Source organism: Dactylosporangium sp. NPDC006015, assembly GCF_040614215.1.
GTDB lineage: Bacteria > Actinomycetota > Actinomycetes > Mycobacteriales > Micromonosporaceae > Dactylosporangium > Dactylosporangium maewongense.
The window spans coordinates 1-21,963 of the sequence record NZ_JBEXUD010000043.1 but is presented as its reverse complement, the minus strand read 5'-3'; the positions used below and the strand labels follow the sequence as shown (position 1 = coordinate 21,963).

27 protein-coding genes are annotated in these 21,963 nt (G+C 68.9%); 16 read left to right on the top strand and 11 right to left on the bottom strand.

Annotated features, from left to right (window positions below; all coding sequences use genetic code 11):
* The first annotated feature begins 254 nt into the window (after nt 1-254).
* Nucleotides 255-743 carry a hypothetical protein gene (locus ABZ321_RS45335; RefSeq protein ID WP_354902236.1) on the top strand — a complete coding sequence of 163 codons (489 nt, stop codon included), beginning with the start codon at nt 255-257 and terminating at the stop codon, nt 741-743.
* A 265-nt stretch (nt 744-1,008) separates the two neighbouring features.
* Here ABZ321_RS45335 and ABZ321_RS45330 read toward each other — a convergent pair whose 3' ends face one another.
* Entirely contained in the window at nt 1,009-1,566 is a 558-nt protein-coding gene (locus ABZ321_RS45330; RefSeq protein ID WP_344506015.1) for a dihydrofolate reductase family protein, read from the bottom strand.
* A gap of 414 nt (nt 1,567-1,980) precedes the next feature.
* On the opposite strand from ABZ321_RS45330, the gene ABZ321_RS45325 reads away from it, so the two are divergent.
* Both ABZ321_RS45325 and ABZ321_RS45320 read left to right on the top strand, forming a co-directional pair.
* Nucleotides 1,981-2,277, top strand: a complete 297-nt coding sequence (locus tag ABZ321_RS45325) for a DDE-type integrase/transposase/recombinase (protein ID WP_354902233.1) — start codon at nt 1,981-1,983, stop codon at nt 2,275-2,277.
* Nucleotides 2,240-2,524 carry a DDE-type integrase/transposase/recombinase gene (locus tag ABZ321_RS45320; RefSeq protein WP_354902390.1) on the top strand — a complete coding sequence of 95 codons (285 nt, stop codon included), beginning with the start codon at nt 2,240-2,242 and terminating at the stop codon, nt 2,522-2,524. Before ABZ321_RS45325 ends, ABZ321_RS45320 begins: the two co-directional genes overlap by 38 nt.
* Here the strand turns inward: ABZ321_RS45320 and ABZ321_RS45315 are convergent.
* Nucleotides 2,449-2,802, bottom strand: coding sequence for a hypothetical protein (locus ABZ321_RS45315; RefSeq protein WP_354902231.1), 354 nt, complete (start codon nt 2,800-2,802; stop codon nt 2,449-2,451). The genes ABZ321_RS45320 and ABZ321_RS45315 overlap by 76 nt on opposite strands.
* A 185-nt stretch (nt 2,803-2,987) precedes the next feature.
* Here ABZ321_RS45315 and ABZ321_RS45310 point away from each other — a divergent pair, with 185 nt between their 5' ends.
* Complete coding sequence (locus ABZ321_RS45310) at nt 2,988-4,109, top strand: glycoside hydrolase family 19 protein (protein WP_354902228.1); 1,122 nt, start codon at nt 2,988-2,990, stop codon at nt 4,107-4,109.
* Between the two features lie 420 nt (nt 4,110-4,529).
* Here ABZ321_RS45310 and ABZ321_RS45305 read toward each other — a convergent pair whose 3' ends face one another.
* Nucleotides 4,530-5,138 carry a TetR/AcrR family transcriptional regulator gene (locus ABZ321_RS45305; protein ID WP_354902226.1) on the bottom strand — a complete coding sequence of 203 codons (609 nt, stop codon included), beginning with the start codon at nt 5,136-5,138 and terminating at the stop codon, nt 4,530-4,532.
* A gap of 74 nt (nt 5,139-5,212) precedes the next feature.
* A complete protein-coding gene (locus ABZ321_RS45300; RefSeq protein ID WP_354902223.1) occupies nt 5,213-5,506 on the bottom strand; it encodes a putative quinol monooxygenase in 294 nt (97 codons plus the stop codon).
* A 108-nt stretch (nt 5,507-5,614) separates the two neighbouring features.
* Here ABZ321_RS45300 and ABZ321_RS45295 point away from each other — a divergent pair, with 108 nt between their 5' ends.
* Nucleotides 5,615-6,220, top strand: coding sequence for an NAD(P)H-binding protein (locus tag ABZ321_RS45295; RefSeq protein ID WP_354902221.1), 606 nt, complete (start codon nt 5,615-5,617; stop codon nt 6,218-6,220).
* A 271-nt stretch (nt 6,221-6,491) separates the two neighbouring features.
* Here the strand turns inward: ABZ321_RS45295 and ABZ321_RS45290 are convergent, their stop codons facing one another.
* Entirely contained in the window at nt 6,492-7,715 is a 1,224-nt protein-coding gene (locus ABZ321_RS45290; protein WP_354902218.1) for a D-alanyl-D-alanine carboxypeptidase, read from the bottom strand.
* Between the two features lie 230 nt (nt 7,716-7,945).
* The gene (locus ABZ321_RS45285; RefSeq protein WP_354902215.1) at nt 7,946-8,920 is read right to left on the bottom strand and encodes a WYL domain-containing protein; all 975 of its coding nucleotides are present in this window, start codon (nt 8,918-8,920) and stop codon (nt 7,946-7,948) included.
* A gap of 62 nt (nt 8,921-8,982) precedes the next feature.
* On the opposite strand from ABZ321_RS45285, the gene ABZ321_RS45280 reads away from it, so the two are divergent.
* Together ABZ321_RS45280 and ABZ321_RS45275 are read left to right on the top strand one after the other, a co-directional pair.
* Entirely contained in the window at nt 8,983-9,432 is a 450-nt protein-coding gene (locus ABZ321_RS45280) for a hypothetical protein (protein ID WP_354902212.1), read from the top strand.
* A gap of 308 nt (nt 9,433-9,740) precedes the next feature.
* Complete coding sequence (locus ABZ321_RS45275; protein ID WP_354902209.1) at nt 9,741-10,247, top strand: SMI1/KNR4 family protein; 507 nt, start codon at nt 9,741-9,743, stop codon at nt 10,245-10,247.
* Nucleotides 10,248-10,456: 209 nt separating this feature from the next.
* Here ABZ321_RS45275 and ABZ321_RS45270 read toward each other — a convergent pair whose 3' ends face one another.
* The 3 genes from ABZ321_RS45270 to ABZ321_RS45260 form a co-directional block, all read right to left on the bottom strand.
* Nucleotides 10,457-11,629: a hypothetical protein gene (locus ABZ321_RS45270; RefSeq protein WP_354902207.1), complete on the bottom strand. Its 1,173-nt coding sequence runs from the start codon at nt 11,627-11,629 to the stop codon at nt 10,457-10,459.
* A gap of 82 nt (nt 11,630-11,711) precedes the next feature.
* On the bottom strand, nt 11,712-12,518 hold the full coding sequence (locus ABZ321_RS45265; RefSeq protein ID WP_354902205.1) for a hypothetical protein: 807 nt from the start codon (nt 12,516-12,518) through the stop codon (nt 11,712-11,714).
* On the bottom strand, nt 12,519-12,665 hold the full coding sequence (locus ABZ321_RS45260; RefSeq protein ID WP_354902203.1) for a hypothetical protein: 147 nt from the start codon (nt 12,663-12,665) through the stop codon (nt 12,519-12,521). It lies immediately after the preceding gene.
* A gap of 207 nt (nt 12,666-12,872) precedes the next feature.
* On the opposite strand from ABZ321_RS45260, the gene ABZ321_RS45255 reads away from it, so the two are divergent.
* The 4 genes from ABZ321_RS45255 to ABZ321_RS45240 all read left to right on the top strand — a co-directional run bounded on the left by ABZ321_RS45255 (nt 12,873) and on the right by ABZ321_RS45240 (nt 15,718).
* Nucleotides 12,873-13,145, top strand: coding sequence for a hypothetical protein (locus tag ABZ321_RS45255; protein WP_354902200.1), 273 nt, complete (start codon nt 12,873-12,875; stop codon nt 13,143-13,145).
* A gap of 335 nt (nt 13,146-13,480) precedes the next feature.
* On the top strand, nt 13,481-14,053 hold the full coding sequence (locus tag ABZ321_RS45250; RefSeq protein ID WP_354902197.1) for a hypothetical protein: 573 nt from the start codon (nt 13,481-13,483) through the stop codon (nt 14,051-14,053).
* A 241-nt stretch (nt 14,054-14,294) separates the two neighbouring features.
* Nucleotides 14,295-14,645 carry a PadR family transcriptional regulator gene (locus ABZ321_RS45245; RefSeq protein ID WP_344506030.1) on the top strand — a complete coding sequence of 117 codons (351 nt, stop codon included), beginning with the start codon at nt 14,295-14,297 and terminating at the stop codon, nt 14,643-14,645.
* Between the two features lie 56 nt (nt 14,646-14,701).
* On the top strand, nt 14,702-15,718 hold the full coding sequence (locus ABZ321_RS45240) for a hypothetical protein (RefSeq protein ID WP_354902195.1): 1,017 nt from the start codon (nt 14,702-14,704) through the stop codon (nt 15,716-15,718).
* Nucleotides 15,719-15,891: 173 nt separating this feature from the next.
* On the opposite strand, the gene ABZ321_RS45235 is transcribed toward ABZ321_RS45240, so the two are convergent.
* A complete protein-coding gene (locus ABZ321_RS45235; RefSeq protein WP_354902193.1) occupies nt 15,892-16,203 on the bottom strand; it encodes an EthD family reductase in 312 nt (103 codons plus the stop codon).
* A gap of 12 nt (nt 16,204-16,215) precedes the next feature.
* Nucleotides 16,216-16,431, bottom strand: coding sequence for a hypothetical protein (locus ABZ321_RS45230; RefSeq protein WP_354902190.1), 216 nt, complete (start codon nt 16,429-16,431; stop codon nt 16,216-16,218).
* A 168-nt stretch (nt 16,432-16,599) separates the two neighbouring features.
* Here ABZ321_RS45230 and ABZ321_RS45225 point away from each other — a divergent pair, with 168 nt between their 5' ends.
* The 5 genes from ABZ321_RS45225 (at nt 16,600) to ABZ321_RS45205 (ending at nt 21,756) form a co-directional block, all read left to right on the top strand.
* On the top strand, nt 16,600-16,887 hold the full coding sequence (locus ABZ321_RS45225) for a helix-turn-helix domain-containing protein (RefSeq protein ID WP_354902188.1): 288 nt from the start codon (nt 16,600-16,602) through the stop codon (nt 16,885-16,887).
* Nucleotides 16,888-16,968: 81 nt separating this feature from the next.
* Nucleotides 16,969-17,178 (top strand): hypothetical protein, encoded by a 210-nt coding sequence (locus tag ABZ321_RS45220; RefSeq protein ID WP_354902186.1) that lies wholly within the window; start codon nt 16,969-16,971, stop codon nt 17,176-17,178.
* Nucleotides 17,178-18,068 (top strand): PhzF family phenazine biosynthesis isomerase, encoded by an 891-nt coding sequence (locus ABZ321_RS45215; protein WP_354902183.1) that lies wholly within the window; start codon nt 17,178-17,180, stop codon nt 18,066-18,068. The genes ABZ321_RS45220 and ABZ321_RS45215 overlap by 1 nt, the downstream gene beginning before the upstream one ends.
* A gap of 280 nt (nt 18,069-18,348) precedes the next feature.
* A complete protein-coding gene (locus tag ABZ321_RS45210; RefSeq protein WP_354902180.1) occupies nt 18,349-19,218 on the top strand; it encodes a DUF1152 domain-containing protein in 870 nt (289 codons plus the stop codon).
* Nucleotides 19,219-19,596: 378 nt separating this feature from the next.
* Complete coding sequence (locus ABZ321_RS45205) at nt 19,597-21,756, top strand: FAD-dependent oxidoreductase (protein WP_354902177.1); 2,160 nt, start codon at nt 19,597-19,599, stop codon at nt 21,754-21,756.
* Nucleotides 21,757-21,963 lie beyond the last annotated feature (207 nt).

Sequence of the window (21,963 nt, the reverse complement as noted above, 5' to 3'; positions counted from 1 at the left end):
AGCCTTGACCTCGCCGTGCTGGTCACCAGTTGTCACGTACACGGGCTGACCGCCGCGCACCATCGGCGGCATTTCCGCACATCCAATCATGGTGTTGGTGCTTGGGGGTCACGCTCGCCAACCGTTGGAGGGAGCGGTGGTGGAGGGATGTTCCTGCCAGGCGCAGGGACGCGTGGGCTGACGTAGCCAGGTTTCACCGACCTTGCCCTCGTCCCAGGGCGACGAACCGAGCCCTATATGCTCGCGCCGCTTCGATGACAACGGGGAGGTACGAAGCGGTGCGGATTTTCATGGTTGCAGGGGTTGCCGCGGCGGTGCTGGCACTGGGCGCAGGGTGTGCGGACGAGGGCGGGGCGACCGATGCGGGGGCGTCCGCGGCGGCCACGACTGCAGCGGCGTCGCCGTCGGTGGCGGGTGGGGAGGCCGCTTGCGAGCCGATCAAGGCGTTGCAGGTGCAGTACTTCGACAAGGTCATCGCCGCGCTGCAGAAGGCTGGGCAGGCCGCCCAGAGCGGTGACTCAGCCGGCGGCGCCGCGGCACTCGCGGACGCCCGGAAGCTTGCCACCGAGTGGGCCGGCAAGCTCGAGCCGGCGGCGGGCCAGGTCAGTGACCCGGAGTTGAGATCGGCAGTGTCGCAGTTCCTGGGTCAGCTCAAGCAGTTCGGCACCGGCCAGGCGAACATCGCCCAGATCCAGACGGCCGCGCCGGCCCTGACCTCCGTGCTGCTCAAGGTGTGCCCATAGGGCTGACCAATCTGGTCGGGTGCGCGCATATCAAGCAGTTCAGCGCGCCGGTCGCCGCGTGACCTCATCACGCGGCGTAACGGACGCGGTCAACTCGCGTTCACCCTCGGCGGCATGTGCGGAACGTGATCGCGGCGCTCTACGACTACTGGAGCGCGCACCCGATCGGCCGGTCGCTGTCCAGATGACCTTGACTAGGACGGCACCGGGGACGGGCGGGCGCCCACCCCCGGTGCCACGCTGACTGTGCGTCGTTTGCCGGGTCCTACTTGTCGGCTGGCGCGTACACCAACTCGAGGACTCCGGACGGGAAGGCCGTGCTTTTCACCAGCCGCAGGTTCAAGGGCTTATCCAGCTCGGGGAACAGCGGCGCGCCCTTGCCCGTGACGGCGGGCAGCACCCACAGCCTGTACTCGTCGACCACGCCGAGCTTGATCAGGGAGTGCATGAACCTGGTGCCGCCGGCGGCGACGAGGTCCTTGCCGGGCTCGGCCTTGAGCTTGGCAATCTCCTCGGCCGTGTCACCGCTGGCGATCCGGGTCTCGCGCCATTCGTCGGCGGATTTCAGGGTGCGGGAGAACACGACCTTGGGGATGTCGTTCATGGCCTTGGCGGAGGGGTGGTCGGAGGTGGGCCAGAATCCGGCCATGGCCTCGTAGGAGTTCCGCCCCATGAGGAAGGCCCCAGCCTCCCACAGCTGGCTGACAAAGTACTCCTCCTGCTTGGGGTCGTCGACGCTCATCATGACGTCCCGGATTCCGTTGTCCGCGTCGGCGCTCTTGCCGTCGAGCGAGACGTAGAAACCCAGAATCAACTTCCGCATCCCAATCCTCCATGTGTTTCTTGGCGCGCTGGGACAGTCCCAACTCCGGCCCACGGCCCCTTGGGGCCGCTTACCTAGTTCTCGAGATCATGGTCAAGCCGACCGCCGTATCATGACCGCCGGATTCCCCGCGAAGGTCGATCGTGCGGTCCACGTCGCTGCCACGCGGCCGACGCAAGCCAGGACCACCTAGCCGACTCGATTCGACACGCCCCCCCCCGAGATCTCCTGGTGTCACCAGCCGTGCGCGCAGTTGCCCTGCGCTTGGTATGACCGATTTGAGATCCTATGGAAGCGGCTGGCCAGGTGCCTCCGCCCGCAGACCGATATTTTGTCTCCGACTTCCGAATGAGGGCGGGCAGCAAATCAGCCGGAGGTGTCAGCACATGATCACGTGAACGCTCATCGGCTTGAGTGCGCGCTGGCCGCCTGGCCGGGCACCCTCTTCGCAACGTGTCCGTCACGGCCGGCCGCCATTCACCCGGTGACGGGTGGCATGTCGATGAGACGTGCGTCAGGGTCAACGGGGTGTGGCGGTACGTGTACCGGGCGGTCGATCAGTACGGGCAGGTCATCGACGTGTTGGTGTCGGCGCGCCGTGATGCCGACGGGGCCCGGCGGTTCTTCCGGCGGGTGCTGTCGACGTTGAAGGTCAAGCCCACCAAGGTGGTCACTGACGCCGCCGCGGTCTACCCCGGCGTGCTGGGTTGAGCTGATTTCGCAGGCGTGGCACCACGTCGAACGGTATGCCAACAACCCGATCGAGGCTGGTCACAGCCAGCTGAAACGCCGGTTGAGATCGATGCGCGGACTACGAACGGGCAAGACAGCTCAGGTGGTCATCGCTGGACACGCGTTCATGCAGAACCTCCGCCGCGGACGCTACGAGCTCGCAGTCGACGCCCCACCGGCAGTGCTGGTGTCTGCGGCGTTCGCCGGGCTCGCCCTGGCGATTTGACCTTGGGACCCGACGCGGGCGGGGAGTTTGGGCGCGTCCGTCGATCCCACAACGCAACGGCGCCCGAAATGGCTCCAGGCAAGGATCCGCAGCGCCCCGGACAGCTTGGCCGTCGGCGGCGCGAAGTGCTCCGCCGGCCCGCCCGCGAGCACACCGGCGCCGTAGGTGTCGTCATCTTCATGGGCGCAGCCGGCGGCCAGCGCCATGCCGGCGACTGCCGCGCCACCGACGAGCTGGCGGCGGCTCAGCCGCGCGGACAGCAGATTGGATGAGATCACACCCTTCTGTTGCCACAGCGGCCAGATCGTTTACCGGCCGGAGCCGTCCAGCCGTCACCGGCCGTCGGTTCAGGGACGCACGCAAAAGGAAGGACTCTTTACAGTAAGCCAAGTTTGCGATATGAAAAAAGTCCGCCAATTCGATCCAGGTCCATGTCCCACCAACACCCCTCAGGAGCAGCCTCATGGACAGACGACGATCTGGGTACCTACGCCGGGTTCTCGTCGCGGCCGCCACCGCCGTGCTCGGCACCGTCATCCTCGTCCCGGGCGCCGCATCCGCCGCGGGCACGGGTGCGATCACCGGCTACGGCGGCAAGTGTGTCGACGTCGCCTCGGCCAACAGCACGAACGGCACCCAGGTGCAGCTGTGGACGTGCAACGGTACCAACGCGCAGAGCTGGACCGTGGGCACCGACGGCACCATCCGGGCCCTCGGCAAGTGCCTGGACGTCTCCGGTGGCTCCACGGCGAACGGGGCCAAGGTCCAGCTCTGGGACTGCAACGGCACCGGCGCCCAGCAGTGGGTCGCCAACGCGGCCCGCGACATCGTCAACCCCCAGGCCAACAAGTGCCTCGACGCTACCGGCGTGAGCTCCGCCGACGGTACTCCGCTGCAGATCTGGGACTGCGGCGGTGGCGCCAACCAGAAGTGGAACGTCCCCGGCGGTGGTGGCGGCGGCGGTACGAGCGGGTTCGTGGTCAGCGAGGCCCAGTTCAACCAGATGTTCCCGAGCCGGAACTCGTTCTACACGTACGCCGGGCTGACCGATGCCATGAAGAAGTACCCCGCGTTCGCCACCACCGGCAGCGACACGGTCCGCAAGCAGGAGGCCGCGGCCTTCCTGGCCAACGTCGGCCACGAGACCGGCGGGCTCGTCTACATCAACGAGATCAACACCGCCAACTGGCCGCACTACTGCGACTGGAGCCAGCCCTACGGCTGCCCGGCCGGGCAGTCCGCGTACCACGGTCGCGGCCCGATCCAGCTCAGCTGGAACTTCAACTACAAGGCGGCCGGCGACGCGCTCGGCGTCAACCTGCTCAACAACCCGGACCTGGTGGCCACGAACTCGTCGATCTCCTGGCAGACCGGCCTGTGGTACTGGATGACCGGCACCGGCGGCGCGGGCACCACGTCGCACAACGCGATGGTGAACGGGCAGGGCTTCGGCACCACCATCCGGGCCATCAACAGCATCGAGTGCAATGGCGGCAACCCGGCGCAGGTGCAGAGCCGGGTCAACCTCTACAACCAGTTCGTCGGCATCCTGGGCGTGCCCGCGGGCGGCAACCTCTACTGCTGACGCGGACGAGCACTATCATCGGACGGACCGGTCACGCCCGCGGCGCGACCGGTCCGTCGCATCGGCGACGAAGCACGCGCCGGGCCGGCTCGACCCGGTGCAGGACGCGTGTGTTCCGGCGTCCGTTCGCCGAAGGCGCAGACGGCGGGGCATGGATCGCATCAACGACGCCGTCGTCCTGTTCCGGAGCCAGGGTTGTCACGACATGCACGATGACGTTCGGCTCATTCAAACGCCGGGCAGTTCGAGGTGACATACCTCCTCAAGGTCACGTGCCCGCTCATGGCAGGTCCCGCGCGGCTGCCGACATGGAGATTGTCATGCTTCGTGGCGGCGGTCCGGCGCGTCGAACCACGGCCGCGCTGCTCGCACGTACCGACGAGCGGACGCTGTGTCGCTGAGGCCGATGCCCGTAATCGTCTAGATCGGACCGGGTCGAAGTCCGTCGCAGGCAATCTCGATCATGCGTTGTTGGGCGGTCGCATCGCCGGCGCGGGCGATGCAGCCGGCGATGAGGGCTTTGACGTCGGCGTTGTCGGCGTCGCCACGGACCGCTCCGGCCTGTTGAGCTCGGGTGAGGAGACCCGTCAGGGCCGCGTTGAAGTCGCGGATGGCCGTGGACGCTGCGGTCTCGAGGTCGACGCCGGCGCCGATGAGGGCATCACCGACGGCGTGATCGGCGGCGCTCTGACGCACCAGGTGCGCGAAGAAGGAGAAGAACGCTGTTGTCGGGTGTTCCCGGGCGGCGATTTCTTCCGCGCTGTGGACGAGTTGCTTGATCCGGTGCAGTGCGACCGCCAGGAACAGCGCCCCCTTGGTGGGGTAGTGCCGGGTGACGGTGCCGGTGCTGACACCGGCCCGGCGGGCGATCTCGCGGATCGAGACCGAGACACCGTGCGCCGCGAAGGCGTCGAAGGCCACCTCCAGTACTCGTGCCTGATTGCGTCTGCCGTCGGCGCGCTGGGGCCTGGACGGCTCCGCGATCGCGTCGAGGTGGGTGGCATCCGGGTTATGGTCCGATGGTGGCATCGCTGTGATCGTAGGCTGTGCCGCGCCGACATCCCGTCGCGCGTTCGGCGATGCCGGCACGGATTCAGGTTCGTTCAGCCGTGCAGTGGCCGGGACCCGCTGATTTCGTACCGCACGACCTCCACGCTGCGCACGTCAGGCACCGCGGGCGCCGACTGTGCGATGCCGGCCAGGTGCGTGGTGAGGTGCGCCTCGGACTCCCACCGCTCGTAGATGTTGACCCGGTCCGGCTCGATCGGGTCGGCCGCCACCACGTAGTCGAGGCATCCCGGCGTGGTTCGGACGTGACGAAGGACCGGGGCGAGGCTTTCGAGAAGTGCGCCTCGGCGTTCGGGATCGACGTAGCCGGTCCCGGCAACGATCAGCATGACTGGCCTCCAGGGTTGACGTCTCGCTATCTCCGGGGCACTGTAGCAGCTAAACGGCACATGCGTGCCGGATAAGTTGATCTTCTGCTGATAGGAGCACCCATGCGATTGGCGGTCTTCGGCGCGACCGGCCGAGCCGGCCGGGTCGTCGTCGACCACGCCCTGCGAGGCGACCACGAGGTCTGCACACTCGCCCGCGACCCGGCCCGACTCCGTCCACGCGCCGGGCTTCGCGTCGTCGGCGGCGACGTACGCGATCCGGCGGCGGTGGCCGAGACGCTTGAGGGCGCCGACGCGGTCATCAGCACGTTGGGCAGGCGGCGGCAAGATGGCGACGTCTGCACCGACGGCATCCGCACGGTGCTCTCCGCCGCAGCCGGCAACGTGCCCCGTCGCCTCATTGTCCTGAGCAACTACGGGGTTGCGGACAGCCGCCGCCGCACCGCGTACGTCGCCGTGTCGTGGCTGCTCGAACGGGCCGTTCTTCGCGACAAGGAACACATGGAGGCGCTGCTGCGGGACAGCAACGCCGACTGGACCATCGTGCGCGCACCGGTACTCACCAACGGACCCCGAACCGGCCGCTACCGCACCGGCGTCGACCTCCAACTTTCCTTTACCGCCAAGGTCTCCCGCGCCGACCTCGCGGAATTCATCCTCACCGAGCTACGCGACAACGTGCACATACGTCAATCCGTCACCATCACCTCGTAAGACGATGCCGACGACCGCCTGGCCGCCAGGCCCGCACGCGCCACGGCGGGCCGATGCACTCATCTGTCATGCGACGCCCCGCCGCGACGACGAGTTCATCCGCCGCCGGCTGGGCCGACGTGTACGTCCGGCGGCCGTACGGTGATGTGGCAGCCCTTGCAGCGTTCACAGAGATCATCGCCGCGGAGACGGACACCCCGCCCAGTGAACCCGGGCGCTGACCGCGTCGTGCCGGACGCTCACGCGGGCCATGCCGCGTGAGCGGCTGCGCTCACCCGTGCGTGATGCGTTCCCACCAGCTCGGTGGTTCGAGCGCGTCGGTGGCGTGCACGGCCGTGGTCGCGGCAGTGGCCAAGGCGGTGAACTTGAGCGTGCCGGCACCGGTGCCCGCCGCGATGCGGCTCGGCAAGGCGCCCACCGTGTCGATCCGGTACGTCAGGCCGGGCCAGCCGACCACGTCCACGTCGCCGGTCGCGGCGAGAGGGGTGCTCCTGCCCGTCGGTCCCCGGAGGGTCGCCACGACCTCGCCGGCGTGCACGGCCTTGTACTTGTGCAGCAGGCCGCTGCTGGCCTGTATCAGGCGACGGCTGGCCTCGAAGGCGTCGGCCGGGCTCGGGCCGGGAGCGAGCACGGCACCGATGACCCTGAACCGTTGCCCCTCCGCGGAGAACTCGGCCGCGAAGAGCAGGCAGCCGCCGGCCTCGTCGGTGAAGCCTGTCTTGATGCCCACGAGCCCGTCCTTGCCGAGCTGGGTGTTGACGTTCTCGACCTGCCCGACCACGGGCAGCGTGGCCTTCGGCATCGCCACGATCTGCGCCAGCACCGGCACCTGCATCGCCACCCGGGCCAGGGTGACCTGGTCGGCGGCGGTGCTGACGGTGGTCGGATCGAGCCCGGACGGGTCGGTGTACTTCGTATCGGCCATCCCGAGCTGGGCCGCGGCCTGGTTCATCTTCGTGACGAACGCGTCGCTGCTGCCGGCGTCCCACCGGGCGAGGATGTGGGCGACGTTGTTGGCCGAGGGCAGCAGCAGGGCCTCGAGGGCCTGCCGTTCGGTGAGCACCTCACCGGCGACCACCCGGACCACCGACTGGCCGGAGGCGAGCTGGGCCGGGTATGCGGCGGCCTCCTCCGGCGAGACGATCAGCGTGGGGCCGTTCTCGTCGAGGCGCAGGGGATGATCCCGCAGGATCACGTACGCGGTCATCACCTTGGTGACGCTGGCGATCGGCACGGGCCGCGACGCACCGGAGCCGCCCACCCGGCCGAGTCCGTCGATCTCGACCGTCGCCTGACCGGCCTGCGGCCACGGCAACACCGGCGCAGCGCCCGGGATCGTGTACGTCTGCGGCAAGGTCTGCTTGATCTGCGGCGCCGGCACGGTACGGGTGAGCCTGAAGGTGACGAACCCGCCGACGGCGAGCGCGACGACCGCCGCGGCCACGGTCAGCCACAGCCGCAGCCCCTGACGACGAACCGGCGACGGCGCAACCACCGGCTCAACACTGATCTTGGTCAACCGAACCCCCCACGGCGGATCGCTCGAAGGTCAAGCCGTGGCACGAACACGGCAAGCCGCCGCTACCCAGTGCGACCGCCGGCTAACGTCCGAAACGCTCGATCGACTCCAGGCGGCCGGGAAGCTGGCAGCGATCCTCCGCTCACCAGCTACCGCCCGCCGTCCTGTACATCAGGCCGGCTGGAGCGGCGTACGGAGCGCAACGTTCACGGGTACAGTCGGGCCATCGCGTGGATCGTGTCGGTCATGTGGGCGATGAGTTCCGCAGGGGCGAGGACCTGAGCGTTCGCGCCGAGCTGGAGCAGACCGGCGGCGGCATGGCCCACGCTCTCCAATGGGATGGTGACGCGCTGCCAGCCGTCCGGGTCGGCGGGCGTGAGCGTTCGCAGCGCCAGCCGGCTTGCCTTCGGGCCAAGGACGTCGGGCAGGGCAGCAAGCCCGGCGGGTGACAGCCGCACGACGGCGACGTCCGCGATTTCGGCCCGCTCGTACCGTTCGACGTTTGCCCGCCAGAACTCGGCCAGATCGAAGCCATCCGGCCGGGCGAACGTCTCTGGTAGCGGCCGCAGATCCACGATGGACGCGACCCGGTAGGTGCGCGGTTCGCCAGTCCCGTCGGCGATCAGGTACCAGACCCCGGCCTTGAGGACCAGGCCCAACGGGTGCAGCCGCCGGGTGACCTCGCCGGGTTCGGGTGCCCACCGCCGGTACCGGATCTCGACTGCCTGGTCCTGCCAGAGCGCCTCGGCGGCGGCGGTCAGGTGCGGCACGACGTCCGGATCCCGGTACCACCCCGGTGCGTCGAGGTGGAATCGCTGCCGGATCCGCATCGACGCTTCCCGGTACGGGGTCGGCAACGCCGCCATCAGCTTGAGCTCGGCGGCGGCCAGCTGGGCACCGAAACCCAGCTCCGCGGCCGGCTGCGGTATGCCGGTCAAGGACAGCGACTCGGCCTCGCCGGCGGTCAGCCCGGTAAGCCGGGTGCGGTACCCCTCCATCAGCTGGTAGCCGCCGGTGGGGCCGGGCTCGGCATAGATCGGCACGCCTGCCGCGGCGAGCGCCTCGACGTCGCGGTACACGGTCCGCGGGGTGACTCCGAGCTCCGCAGCGAGTCGTGCCGCGCTCATCCGGCCGCGGTTCTGCAGCAGTAGGAGCAGGGACAACAGTCGACTGGCACGCACCGGGGACAGTCTGCCAGGCCACTGACAGAAGATGTCAGGGGTACTCCCACATGATCGTCCACATGAACGACTTCGACTTCCTCATCGGTTCGTGGAACGTGGTCAACCGGCGCCTCACCACCCTCTTCACCGGCAGCGACGATTGGGAGCACTTCCCGGGTACCTCGACCTGCCAGCACATCTTCGGCGGCAGCGGCAACACTGAAGAGATCATCTTCCCGACGCTGGGCAGCCGCGGCTTCACGTTGCGCCTGTTCGACGTCGAGCGCGAAGAGTGGTCGATCTACTGGGCCAGCAGCCGAACCGGACTGCTCTACCCGCCGGTGGTGGGCACGTTCAGCGATGGTCGCGGCGACTTCTACGGCGACGACACGCACGACGGCAAGCCGATCAAGGCTCACTTCATCTGGTCAGACATCACTCCCACCTCGGCACGGTGGGAGCAGGAGTTCTCCGCCGACGGCGGACAGACGTGGGAACCCAACTGGACCATGGAGCTCACCCGCGCATGACCTACGGCCCGGCGACCACCATCCGGCGACTACCTGCATATCAAACAGATGCGGGCGCCTCGGCTTGTCCGGTCAGGACGCCGGCAACGCGGGAAACGTTGGATTGCGCTTGCTCTTTCCATCCTTGGCGGTGCGACCGTCTCGTTCACCGTGGCGTCCTATGCACCGTGGCGGTTCGTCGCGTCTATCCCGCTCGAGAAGCCATCGCGGGTTACGTTCCCGACGCCACAGCCCGCTGCGGCAGATGTGCGCACGCGGGTCGATGCTCGGTGCGCTGGCTGTCTGCAGGGCGGGGTTAGGGTTCGCACGTGGATTTTGCGGAGTTCGACATGCTGGCCGAGCCGTTGCGGCAGAGGTCGGCCCGGGAGCAGGCCCGGCATGGTTTTGCGCTGGTCGATGGGCTCGTCTCCACGCCTGAGGTGATCGCGCTCGTTGAGGGCCGGATGGGCATCGTCCTTCCGGACAAATACAAGGTGTTCATGACGCGATACGGCGGTGGCCGGTTCGGTTTCGTCGAGCTGTTCCCGCTCGTTGAGCCGGGCAAGCCGGCCAGGTACGGCGATGTCTGGTCGGAGTACGAGGAATGGTTCCCCGAGGGTGACTTCGTCGCCGTGGCGGCGGTGGGCACCGGCGACTACTGGGGGTTCCCGGTCACCGAAGGGCGCTGTGACGAGCAGGTCTGGTTCCATTTCCACGACCAGGACGATCACAAGCCGGTGGCCGCGGACTTCCTGGAGTTCATCGCCGAACAAGGGCTGAAGAGTCCTGCCGATCGCGTCATGGAACGCCGCGCTCTCGACGATCGCCGTTCTTGATGATCAGGCGCGCAACGTTCGGCACGACCGGAGGCCCCAGCGCGCCGCGCCAATTGCCGTTGGCAACGACCCGTTCCGGCACGAAGCGCGCAGCGGCAGATCCGGACAGCGGTTCTTGCGTGTCACCTAGCTCGGCGTACGAACGCTGGAGCGTCGGGATCGTACTGGTCGGGGGAGGTGCGCCGGCGTGCGGCTGGCTGGTGAAGGCACTAGCTGAGCCAGCGTTGAACCCAGCGATCTGTCTCGACTCGCTGCATCCGACGCAGGCGCGAGTGCAGCCCCGCAAGGTCGTACCGGCGGACCACGGCGACGCCATGTGACCGCAACAACGGGTCGGGATCGTCCAGCAGCCTGCCGGCTTCATCCTCAAGTACGTGCTGCGGGACGCCCGTCGCCATGACCTCCCAGGCCAGGTGGTACGCCGCGCAACGGCGCTGTTCGACATCGGGACTGGACAACTCCGGTGCGACATCAGCGAAGGTCAGTCTGCGGAGTTCGGCAAGGGCTCGCAGGTCCGGTCGTGGTCGCGATCTGGCGTACCGCGCGACCGCGTCGGCCGCCGCCTCCGCGTTGTCCAGCCGGCGGTAGCGGTCGCGGGGCGGCCACTGCAGCAGAAACAACAACTGTGCCCGAACCCCGGCGTCCTCGTCGCTGCTCACGGCCTCGGCCACGGCTGTCCAGCCCCGGTCGCTGACCGCCGCCAGCTGCAGCAGCGACTCGCCGGCGCGGGCACGCCGCTGCGGTGATGCATCGCCAGCGAGTACCGCGACCAGAGCCGGTTCATCGAGCGGAAGCCGCTCCCCGAACCAGTCGACGTCGTACCCCGCAACGGCTTCGTCCAGCCAACGCTCGTACCAGGCGAGGAAGTCGGCGTCCTCGGCCACGTACGGGCCGACCGGTCCCTCGATGTCAAGGTTGAACAGCCGTCCTCTGGCCGGCCCGGTCACGACCAACTGTGTGCACAGCGAGCACCCGTGCCACGCGATCCGCAGCGTGCCCCGCAGGAACACCCGATCCGGGCCGGGCGGATCTTCGTACCGCTGTTCCCAATCGCCGAAGTACCGCGGTCCGGGAAGATACGGACTGGGCAGGGCCAGGTGCCCTGGCTGGCACCCCTCGTCACAGGAGTCCAGTAGCCGTAGCATGCCACCGCCAGGCCCCGCTCCGCCGTCGCCCAACTCCGTGACGAACAACCGGTACGCTGCGGGAAGCGCGACCTCGTGACGCTCCTCCCAATCGACCACAGCCGCCTCAGCAACAGGCGCACCGAGGTCGAACCTGTGCCCATCCACACCGAAGGCGTCCGGCAACGTCGGCAAGGCGCGCGCCGCCACCAGTTTGGCGGCGATTCGCTCCAGCCGGACATGATCAGTATCAGACACCGGCACAGCTTAAGACGCACTGGACCCCGCTCACCGGACGCGCGCTCATCGGCAGTGTTTCGACGCTGCCGCTTCGTTGTGGCTACGGCTGCGGGTACGTCTTCAGCAGCCGGGCCGCCTCGGCGCGCAGCTCCGCTCGGGTGAGACCGCCGCCGAACATCGAGTCGGCGACCCGGTCCAGGAACCGGATGAACTCGTCGGCGCCCGCCGGTGGCCGGCCGGGCAACGGCCGGAGGCGGCCGCGCTTGCGGGCGTTCCACTCCTGGATCACCCGCACGCTGGCGTCGTCGGCGCGCTGCCAGCACTCCCACCAGTCGAGGTCGTCGAGTTCGACGGCCGGGTACACCGTCTCCACCGGCATGAGTCCGAGTGCCTGCACCAGCCCGTCCAAGGCCGTCTCGTTGGTGTGGGTGCCGATCGCCTCGGCGATCCGTGGCGCGGTGGTGTCGAGGCCGGCATGGGCGGCCCAGTCGGCCAGGTGGTCCGCCAGGCCGGGCAGGTCGTTCGCCGGCACGTCGACGCCGGCGGGCAGCGGCACCGTGGAGTCGTCGTGGTGATCGAAGATGCAGTGCTTGTCGTTGTCCGCGGCCCGGGCGAAGTGCGCCAGCCACAGCCGGCCGTCGGGGGTCGCGCCGCCGTACTGCAGGCAGTAGCTCTCCTTGATCTCCACCGCCAGCACCGGCGCGCCGGTGGCGCTCGCCAGCGGCACGGGCCCGCCGTGGATGGCCGGCCACTCGTGATGCATCGGCGTCATGAGGCCGGCCAGCTGCCACCCCTCCTGGTGCCGGGTGATGAGCATGCACCGGCTGCCGAACGCCGACCGCATGCCGGGAACGTGCGGCAGCGGCGTCGCCGACCGGGCCAGTACATAGGTGCCGTAGAAGGCCATTCAGCGCCCCGGTGCCTGGTCGAAGTGGGTCGTGAAGAACCCGATCGGGTCGCGGTGCAGGTCGTCGGCGATGGCCTGGACGGCGGCACGCGCCACTGCCGGCTTCGCGTCGACAAGCTCCGGCCGGACATGATCGACTTCAGGCACCGGCCCAGCTTAGGAGCATGCTGTGCGCTGCTCAATGGGCAAACGCACATCGGCATGTCTGCGCACCGGATGGCGCAGGACGCCCGTCACACCGAGTGATGGGCCTACGCGCTCGGTCGGCAGCAGATCCGGAAACGTGATCAAGCGGTCGGGGTGGCCTCTGTTATCCGGTTGGCGTTCTCGGAGAAGGCCTCGAGACTAAGGACCATGTTGGACTGGCGCTGTCCCGGCTGCGGCGTACATTGCCGGACAAGTCTTCCTGACCGCGTCAACACGGTGTACAGCTTCTGTGCCGCCGCCGTGACCTGGGAGCGGCTGCCGGCCAGCACGCAGACGATGATCGACGACGCCATCCGTCGCGGCAACATACCGGGCCTCCTTGCGATGCGTGCAGCCGATCCGCCCATCAAGTTGCCCCACGCGGCGGACGTACTCGCGCTCCGGCACAGAGCAGGCATCCACCACGACGCCTCACGCTGACAGCTTCGGGCTCCATGAACCGACCGGAGCGCCAGCCGCCGGGGCATGCCGCAGGTCGGGCGACGAGCGCCTCGCGGCATGTGCGGCAACGTGGCTATGTGGTCAGGACGGAGATTTGTGTCTATCCGCTTGGCGATCGAAGGTGTGAGCCCGGAACTGAGGAGCCATGTTGGACTGGCTCCGTCCGCGCTGCGCCGAACGCTGCTGGACCAGCCGTCCTGACCGCGTCAACATGCTGTGCAGTCTGTGCGCCGCCAGCCTGTCCGGGCAGCGGCAGCTCTTGGTGGTCGCCTGGTGATGCGCCAGTCTGCTGGTGATGCGGGTACGGTGCCCTCGTGAGTGACGCCTACACCGTCTTCTGGCGGCAGGACTGCTGGCAGCGGGCGGTCACTGTCCCTCGGCCGCTGGAGGTGTTGTTTGGCGGCCCGCATTTATCGGAGCCGAGCTTCCGCCGGGCCGCGGTGCAGGCAGGCGACCTGCTCTACCCGATCGGCGTGCATCGTCAGGTGCTGTTCGTGTTCGGCCGGATGCGGGTCCGGGAGATCCGGACGGTTGACGACGCGCGGCTGCAGGAACTGTTCGATCGGTATCCGGCCTGGCGGTTTCTGGCATCGACCTGCACTGACGAGGTGATCCTCGGCAACGAGGGCACCCACCCGCACGCGCGTCGAGCCGTTCCCGGGGAGATCGTCAAGACACTCACCTACCTACCGCGGCGCGGGCCTCGCCCAGTCAAACACGTCACCGAAGACGGGTTGCTGACTAAGGTCATCAGTGTGCAGGGCATCTTCCGTATCGCGCCGGCTTCTGCGGCCGACCTCGACGCCGTCCTCGAGGGCCCATCTCCTGAGCGACGCGCAACGGCGATCGTGCCGCCGCCGTCCGACGGCCAGCAGACGCTGTTCTGACCACGCGCCGGTTCGCACCCAACCACGAACTCGGCGCACCTGAATGACCGAGCGCGGATCGCGGCTATGAGCGGATGCTGAGCTTCCACGCCCCATGCGCCGTGGATCGAGCCGCCATCCGGGCGCCGTCGGCGTGTGGCTGGGACAAGGTTCCGGATGCGGTGACGACGCATCTGTATCCGGGTTGTGCCCGGCGGTGGCGATCTTCCCTCATACCTTCGCACCCGATATATTGGCTCGCGTGGAGACCCCGCTGCGAGAGCCCACGTTCTTGATCCTCACTGCCCTGGCCGGTGAGCCTCTGCATGGGTACGGCTTGATCGCCGAGGTGGACCGGCTGTCCGGCGGCCGCGTCTCGCTGCGGCCCGGCACGCTGTACGGTGCGCTCGACCGGTTGGTCGACGCCGGCCTGGTGCGCATTGACCACGAGGAGATCGTCGAAGGCCGGTTGCGCCGCTACTACCAGCTCACCGAGTCCGGCGGTGAGGTGCTGGCCGCCGAAACCGAACGCATGCGCCGCAACGTCGATGCCGCAACCGTCCGGCTGCGTGCCATCCAGGCTGCGCCCCGCCTCAGTGGAGGGGTCGCATGAGCCCGGCGGAACGCCGGCATGATCGCCCGGAAGGGCAGGACCAGGGAGGCCCGACCATGACCGATCTGGAACGCCGCTATGCGCGCTGGACGGCGCTGTTCTATCCGGCCGGTTATCGGCGGGAGCGTGGTTCGGAGCTGGTGGACACCTACCTGTCCCTGGCCGCGCCCGACCGTAAGAGGCCCTCGGCCGCCGACGTCGCGGACCTCGCGGTCGGTGGGCTGCGCCAGCACCTGCGGGTCGCGCAAGGCCTCGGTCCCGGTTTCCGGCTCGCCGGCGTGCTCGCGCTGGCCACGCTGGCCGCGTTCGCGACCGGGTGGGCGATTTTCGAGGCGGTGGTGCCCTGGGCGCCGTGGTTTCCGTATCGCGGGCCTTTCTTGTCGTCGCTCGGCGTCCCGGTGTGGGCAGCCTGGTTGCTGGCCGTCGTCGTGCACGTTGTCGCGCCCGGCCGGTGGTTCCGGTGGGCGGTCGGCCTCGCCGTGTTGGTGACTGCGGGAAGCGTCGTGCTGGCTGCGATGCCGACCGGAATGCACCGGCCGCCGCTGCTCGTGCTGCTGCCCCAGGTCGTGCTCGGTGTCGTCGCGCTCGGCGCGGCCGGGCCGCAGCCCCGGTGGGTTCGGCTGATACCGCTCGCCGCCGCGGCAGCGAGCGTGCCGGTCGCCGCCAGCACCGCGCCGCGCTTCGTCTTCTTCGGCGACTTTTACTACGCAGCTGCCCCGACAGCATTGCCTGCCGCTGCGGTGACGCTGCTGATCGTCGGGGCGCTGCTCGCGTTCGGCCTGGCCGCCCGGCACGACTACCGCGGCGTCTGGGCGCTGCTGATCCTGCTCACACCGATCGGAATGCTGGCATTGAACTCGCTCGGTGCGATGCTCGACGGCAGCGGCGCCGGCAGGCCCGTCACCCCGCCGTGGTCATCCATGGTGGCCGCGTCAGTGCTGGTACTGATGGTCGGCCTGGTTTCGATGCCGCTGGCCATCGCGGCGCGGGGTCGACTGTCGTCAGGTGGCCGGCCGTTCCACACCGACGCGGGTCGTTGCCCGACGTGCGGCGCGCGCTCAGAGTCGGCGTAGGTTCCGGCTCCGGACGGCGGTCCCGAACCACGACCGGGCACGGATTCGCGACTCAGCGCCGACCGAGTACACGCACATCGGCGGAGTCGGTTCAGTGAGCGCCGGACCGTTCCCGTGCCGGCGCGCCACATATGGAGAGCCACACCGGCCCGGCCATCCGCCGGGGTTCAGGCTCAGCCGGTGCCGTTCTGCACCGGATAGTGGATGACGACCGCACCACCGGTGGCGTAGTTGGCGACATCGGCGGTCACCTGCCGGCCCTGCGGAGACGCCCTCGCCGCGGTCATTGCCGCAGCGTCGGCGAACTCGGCTTCGAAGACCGCGAAGTACGGCGTCTGACCCTGCGTCGCTGCCACGTCGAAGCTGTAGCGCCACGCGAGCAGGCCGGGCAGGCGCGTGACCAGCGGGAGGTGGTTGGTCACGTAGTAGTCGCGGAATTGGTCGGGATCGGTGGGTGTGGGATACAGGACAACCAGCTTGTGCATGACAACCTCCGTTTACACGATCCAGTCGGTGATGAGGGGGATGGCGTCGGTGAGGGTGTCAGCGCGGTGGTGTGCGTTCGGCCTGAGGTGACGACGCCCCACGGGCCGGCGGCCGTGGGTGTATGACCAGATCAGGTCTGGATCGAGGTTGCGGTGGTCTGCCCATCGGCTCCAGATCCGGCGGTACGCGGGGTACGAATCGACGAGCACGCCGTCGACGTCGAACAACACCGCCTTGTAGACGCCTCACAAGGCCACCTCTGCCGCTTCGGAAATCGAATCACCTCACCGGACGCTAGTGTATCGAAGATCGAAGCATCAAGAGGGGCGGCGCAGGCGATGACGGCACCCAGGCCAGGCCGGCCCGTGCGCGGATCGAGCACCGGGCGACCCCTCATGGCCGCCCTCGACCTCTTCGGCCGTCGCTGGAACCTGCGTGTCGTCTGGGAGCTGCAGCATGGGCCGGTCGGGTTCCGCGCGCTGCGGCAGCGCTGCGACAACATGTCCTCCAGTGTCCTGCGGCAGCGGCTGACCGAACTCCTTGACGCCCAGCTCGTCACCCAGCAGTCGGACGCGGCCTACGCGCTCACCGATCTGGGTCGGGGCGCCTGCCAGGCATTGCGCCCGCTCGCCCGCTGGTCCGACGCGTGGGCCTCGGCCCTGAGCGAGGACGGCAAGGACTGAACCCGTGAAGCGCCGTCCCTGGCGCTTCGGAAACCGAATCGCTACCGTGCTTCTGAATCCGAATCACTTGGAGGGGTGGCCATGCTCATCCGGATGGTGGACGCCCTGCACGACTCGTGCGACGTCGACGACGAACTGTGGCGGTCCGCGCAGGAATTGTTCGACGAGCGGCAGCTGCTCGACGTGCCACTGCTGTGCGGGTGGTACCACGCGATCTGTTTCGCCGCCCGCACCGCTCGCGTCGAACTCGAGCCCGGTGCTCCCCGCTTCGTCGACGTCACGGCCGCCTGATGGCCGGCCCGCCGGTGGCAGTGGTGAACGCCTGCACCCGCGATGGGGAAGGCGGCAGCCCCACCGCGGTGGTGATCGACGACGCCACGCTCACCGACGACGACCGTCACGCCGTCGCCCGTAGGACCGGCACCTCCCACACCGCGTTCATCGACACCAGCACAGCGGATGCGCCCATGGTGCGCTTCTTCACCAGCGCCGGGGAACTCACGAACTGCGGCCATGGCATCATCGCCGCGCAAGCCGTCCTGCTGCACCGCAGCGGCGCCACCGAGCACCACGGCAGCCTGCGCACCGCAGGCCGCACCTTCGCCACGACCGCCGTCCGCCGCCACAACGGCATCGAAGTCCGGTTCGACCAAGGCGTCATCGCCCTGGCGGACGACGCCGACGCCACTGCCGGCGGCATCATCGCGGCCCTCGACCTGCAACGAGCGGACATCGCCGCCGACGTACGGGTCGCCTCGCCCGGCACGCCACGACTTCTCGTCCCCGTCCGGGATCACCTGACGCTGCTGTCCATGCGGCCCGACTTCGGTCGGCTGGCAACCGAGTGTCGCCGGCTCGGGTATCTCGGCTGCTTCACCTACGCACTGTCGCCGACCGCAAGAACGGCCGCGGCCCGCATGTTCGCCCCCGCGATCGGCGTCAACGAGGACATCGCGAACGCCAACAGTGTCGGCTGCCTTGCCGCCCACCTGCTCGACACATCCGGCAATGGCGACATCGAGATCCACCAGGGCGACACGCTCCGGAGACCGTCATCGACTTTCGCCAGCGCGACATGTACTGGATCCGGCATCGTCGCCAGAATCGGCGGAGTGGTCGACCTCGGCGCGCCCATCGATCTCCGTGCGCCAAAGCCGTCGAGCCACCTTCCCTGCCGATGATCGGATGCACGGTCATCGGCAGCTCAGCGCGCCGGTCGCCGCGTGACCTCATCACGCGGCGTAACGGACGCGGTCGACTCGCGTTCACCCTCGGCGGCAGATGAGCGCGCCGAGCTGTGGACGGGTCTCGCGCCAGTCAAACGACTCAGGGGGGTCGCATTCCGGGCGCATGCGATCAAGAATTCTGCCTATGGGATGGTCGCTTGCTACGCCTCCGCTGTTCGCGGCGCTCGAACCGGCGCGCCGAGTCCTGTTGGCGGGAGCGGGGGGTGGATTCGACGTGTACGCCGGGCTTCCGCTGGCGTTTGCGTTGTGGGATCGGGGTGTCGAGGTCCACTTGGCCAATCTGTCCTTCGGGCCGTTGACGCTGGTGCCACCCGAACAGTGGCTGGAGCCCAACGTCGCTGCCGTCACGCCGGACGTCGCACGGCGTGTCTCGTACTTCCCGGAACTGGCCCTCGCCCACTGGCTGGCCGAGCAGCGACTGCCGTCGACCGTGTACGCGCTGCGCCGAACTGGGGTGCAGCCGCTGCGCGCCGCCTATCGCAATCTTGTCTCGTCGCTCGGTGTGGACGCGATCGTCCTGGTCGACGGCGGCACCGACATCCTGCTGCGCGGCGACGAGTCGGGGCTGGGCACCCCGGTCGAGGACATCGGCAGCCTGGCAGCGGTGGCCGGGCTCGATGTACCGATCAAGCTTGTGACGTGCCTGGGCTTCGGTATCGACGCCTACCATGGGGTGAACCACGTCCAGGTCCTGGAGAACCTCGCGGCGCTCGACCGCGACGGCGGCTATCTCGGCGCGCTGTCCATCCCGAGCGACAGCCGCGAGGCAGCCCTGTATCGCGACGCTGTCGCAGCCGCGCAGGCCGCGACACCGCAGCGGCCGAGCATCGTGAACGGCCAGATCGCAGCGGCGCTGAGCGGCGAGTCCGGAGACACCGGGTTCACCCGCCGCCTGTCCGGGCCCACGCTGTTCGTGAACCCGCTGATGGCCATGTACTTCACCGTGGAGCTCATGGCGCTCGCAGCCAGATGCCTGTACCTGGACCGGCTGGAGGAGACACCTACGGTTCGGCATATCGAGGTCCAGATCGAGCAGTTCCGCAGCGGCGTCGACAGGCGCATCCCCAGGGCTTTCCCGCATTAATTAGACGGCGCTTGGCCTTCGTCGACTCCCTGGCTGGCTACTCGCTGGCCCGGCTGGGCTGGCGCGGTCCGGGGGCATCGTCTTCGACTGCGTGGTGTCGGTGCTTGCGGTGCCGCCGATCGTCCTCACCGTGCCGCTGACGCGGTCCGTACCAGCACCGACCACTGGGCGCTCCGGTTGGCCTATCGGCCCTGGGACCGCGACGGCGCGGGGGGCCAGACGTTTGCCTACCCGGTGATGATGGCTGGCTCGATTCTGACCATCATCCCCATGGCTATCGTCTTGGTTGTCTTCCAGCACTTCTTCGTCCGCGGAGTGGCGCAGTCCGGCGTGGAGCGCTGACCGGGGCCGACGTGTGCCCGCACAGGTGTGGTGGCCGTGCGAGGGGGCAGAGCACAAAGTATGGCGAGGTACAAGGTGGGCTACATCGTCGGCAGCCTCGCGGCCGCCTCCATCAATCGTGCGCTGTCCAGGGCGCTCATCCGCCTGGCCCCGCCGGAGCTGGAGTTCGTGGAGATTCCGATCCGCGACCTGCCGCTGTACAGCTACGACTACGACGCCGACTTCCCCGCCCCGGCCCGGGCGTTGAAGCAGGCCATTGCCTCCGTCGACGCGGTCCTGTTCGTCACGCCGGAGTACAACCGCTCGATCCCCGGCGCCCTGAAGAACGCCATCGACTGGGCGAGCCGGCCCTGGGGCGACAACTCGTTCACACGCAAGCCGTCGGCAGTGATCGGCGCGTCCCCGGGCAAGATCGGCACCGCGATCGCGCAGCAGAGCCTGCGCAGCGTGCTCGGCTACTGCAACTCCCCCCAGATGAACGCCCCGGAGGCGTACATCCAGTTCCGGCCCGGCCTGATCAGCGAGACGGGCGAGGTCGGCGACGCCGGCACGGAGCAGTTCCTGCGGAAATTCATGGCGGAGTTCCACGGGTTCGTCGCCCAGGTCATGACGGCGCTGCCCCCGGCCGGGGCACGCAAGGCGGAGCAGCGGCGGCCGCCCGCCGCTGGCGAGGCGGACGCGCTGGTGGTCGGCGCCGGTCCGGTCGGCCTGATGGCCGCACACGAGCTGTTGCGCCGCGGGATCGCCGTGCGGCTGGTCGACGCCGCATCCGGCCCGGCCACGACGAGCCGGGCCGCCGTGATCCATCCGCGCACCATCGAGATCCTGGACCAGCTGGGGCTCTACGAGGAGTTCAACGCCCGCGCGGTGCAGGGCAGAGGGATCGCCTTCGACGCCGACGGCCGGCAGTTGGCCTCGATGGACCCGTCGTTCACCGGGCACGCCACGCGCTTCAACCGGATGTGGCTGCTCGACCAGGCCATCACCGAGCGGCTGCTGCGCTCGGCGGTCGAGCGGCTCGGCGGTCGCGTGGAGTGGGGTGTCCGGCTGACCGGCGTCGAACAGGACGCCGGGACGGTACGCGCGACGCTGGATCACGACGGCCAGGTGGAGGAGACGACGGCGCCGTGGCTGGTCGGCTGCGACGGCGGGCACAGCACGGTCCGGGAGCAGCTGGGCGTAGTGCTGAAGGGCGAGTCCACCGAAACCTGGCTGATCGCGGACGCGGAGATCGACTTTGCGCGGCCGGTCGAGCACGACCGGATCCGCTGGATCCGGGCGGACGGCGCGTCCATGATGCTGTTTCCGCTGGTCGGCGAGCGCCGCTGGCGCCTGCTCGACACTGTCGACGTCGACTACGGGGGCGATGACGACGCGGTCGCCGAGCGGTTCGCCAGGAAGCTCAGCCGCGGTCTGGGGACCGAGGCGCGCGTGGAGCGCCCGACCTGGGTGTCGGTGTTCACCATCCAGCAGCGCGCGGCGCCTGTCATGCAGTCCGCCCGTTGCTTCCTGGCCGGCGACGCCGCGCACGTGCACAGCCCGGCGAGCGGACAGGGCCTGAACACCGGCGTGCAGGACGCCTTCAACCTGGCCTGGAAGCTCGCCGCGGTGATCCGCGGCCTGGCCGGCCCGAGCCTGCTGGACACCTACAGCGCCGAGCGGGTGCCGGTCGGGAAGGCCCTGCTCCGCTCGACGCGGACGGCGACGGAGCTCGTGGAGCTGCGCAACGCCGTGATCGACGAGCACCTGCCCGCCGTGTTCGAGGTGGCCAATGCATGGCCCCCGATCTTCCAGGCACTGAACCGGAGCCTCTTCGGGGCGATGTCGGGCCTCGGCATCGCCTACCGGACGAGCCCGCTGACGGTACCGGACACCGACACGCTCCGGCCCGGGCCCGCCCCCGGGGAGCGCGTGGTGCAGGTCCGCCACCCCGAGGCGGACACCGCCGGCTGGCGGAAGCTGTTCGACGCGTTGCGCGGCCCGAGCTGGCTGCTGGTCACCGCAGACCAGACCACCGGCGGTCAGGAACTCTCACTACCGAGCCTGGCGCAGACGTGCGCCGTCGGCAGGCCCGCCTCCGACACGCTCGGCCTCGAAGATGGCGGGTGGCTCCTCGTCCGGCCCGACGGCTACGTAGCCGCCCGCGGGCATGGCCAGGACCAACTCAACCGCGCTCACTGCCGCATGCCGCTGTGAACGCCGAGACGACGCTGGCGGTTCGCGCGCACCGCCGCAGCGGATCGGGCGGCTCCGGGGATCCGCGACGCGCCATTCGGGGAACCCTACCGACCATGATCAGGCGCGCACACATGCCGATTTCAGTGCACTCAATCATGGAGTCGAGGCCCGCTGCCGAGTCTCGATACCCGGTCTGTCTCGACGCATCCAGCGGCACTTGACGAC

Coding starts and splice junctions, on each gene's coding strand:
- ABZ321_RS45280 (WP_354902212.1), top strand. CDS start 8,983: ATGAACGACTTCGACTTCCTCATCGGTTCGTGGAACGTGGTCAACCGG.
- ABZ321_RS45240 (WP_354902195.1), top strand. CDS start 14,702: ATGACCGATCTGGAACGCCGCTATGCGCGCTGGACGGCGCTGTTCTAT.
- ABZ321_RS45255 (WP_354902200.1), top strand. CDS start 12,873: ATGTTGGACTGGCGCTGTCCCGGCTGCGGCGTACATTGCCGGACAAGT.
- ABZ321_RS45215 (WP_354902183.1), top strand. CDS start 17,178: ATGGCCGGCCCGCCGGTGGCAGTGGTGAACGCCTGCACCCGCGATGGG.
- ABZ321_RS45330 (WP_344506015.1), bottom strand. CDS start 1,566: ATGCGGAAGTTGATTCTGGGTTTCTACGTCTCGCTCGACGGCAAGAGC.
- ABZ321_RS45305 (WP_354902226.1), bottom strand. CDS start 5,138: ATGCCACCATCGGACCATAACCCGGATGCCACCCACCTCGACGCGATC.
- ABZ321_RS45235 (WP_354902193.1), bottom strand. CDS start 16,203: ATGCACAAGCTGGTTGTCCTGTATCCCACACCCACCGATCCCGACCAA.
- ABZ321_RS45225 (WP_354902188.1), top strand. CDS start 16,600: ATGGCCGCCCTCGACCTCTTCGGCCGTCGCTGGAACCTGCGTGTCGTC.
- ABZ321_RS45220 (WP_354902186.1), top strand. CDS start 16,969: ATGCTCATCCGGATGGTGGACGCCCTGCACGACTCGTGCGACGTCGAC.
- ABZ321_RS45300 (WP_354902223.1), bottom strand. CDS start 5,506: ATGCTGATCGTTGCCGGGACCGGCTACGTCGATCCCGAACGCCGAGGC.
- ABZ321_RS45335 (WP_354902236.1), top strand. CDS start 255: ATGACAACGGGGAGGTACGAAGCGGTGCGGATTTTCATGGTTGCAGGG.
- ABZ321_RS45265 (WP_354902205.1), bottom strand. CDS start 12,518: ATGGCCTTCTACGGCACCTATGTACTGGCCCGGTCGGCGACGCCGCTG.
- ABZ321_RS45310 (WP_354902228.1), top strand. CDS start 2,988: ATGGACAGACGACGATCTGGGTACCTACGCCGGGTTCTCGTCGCGGCC.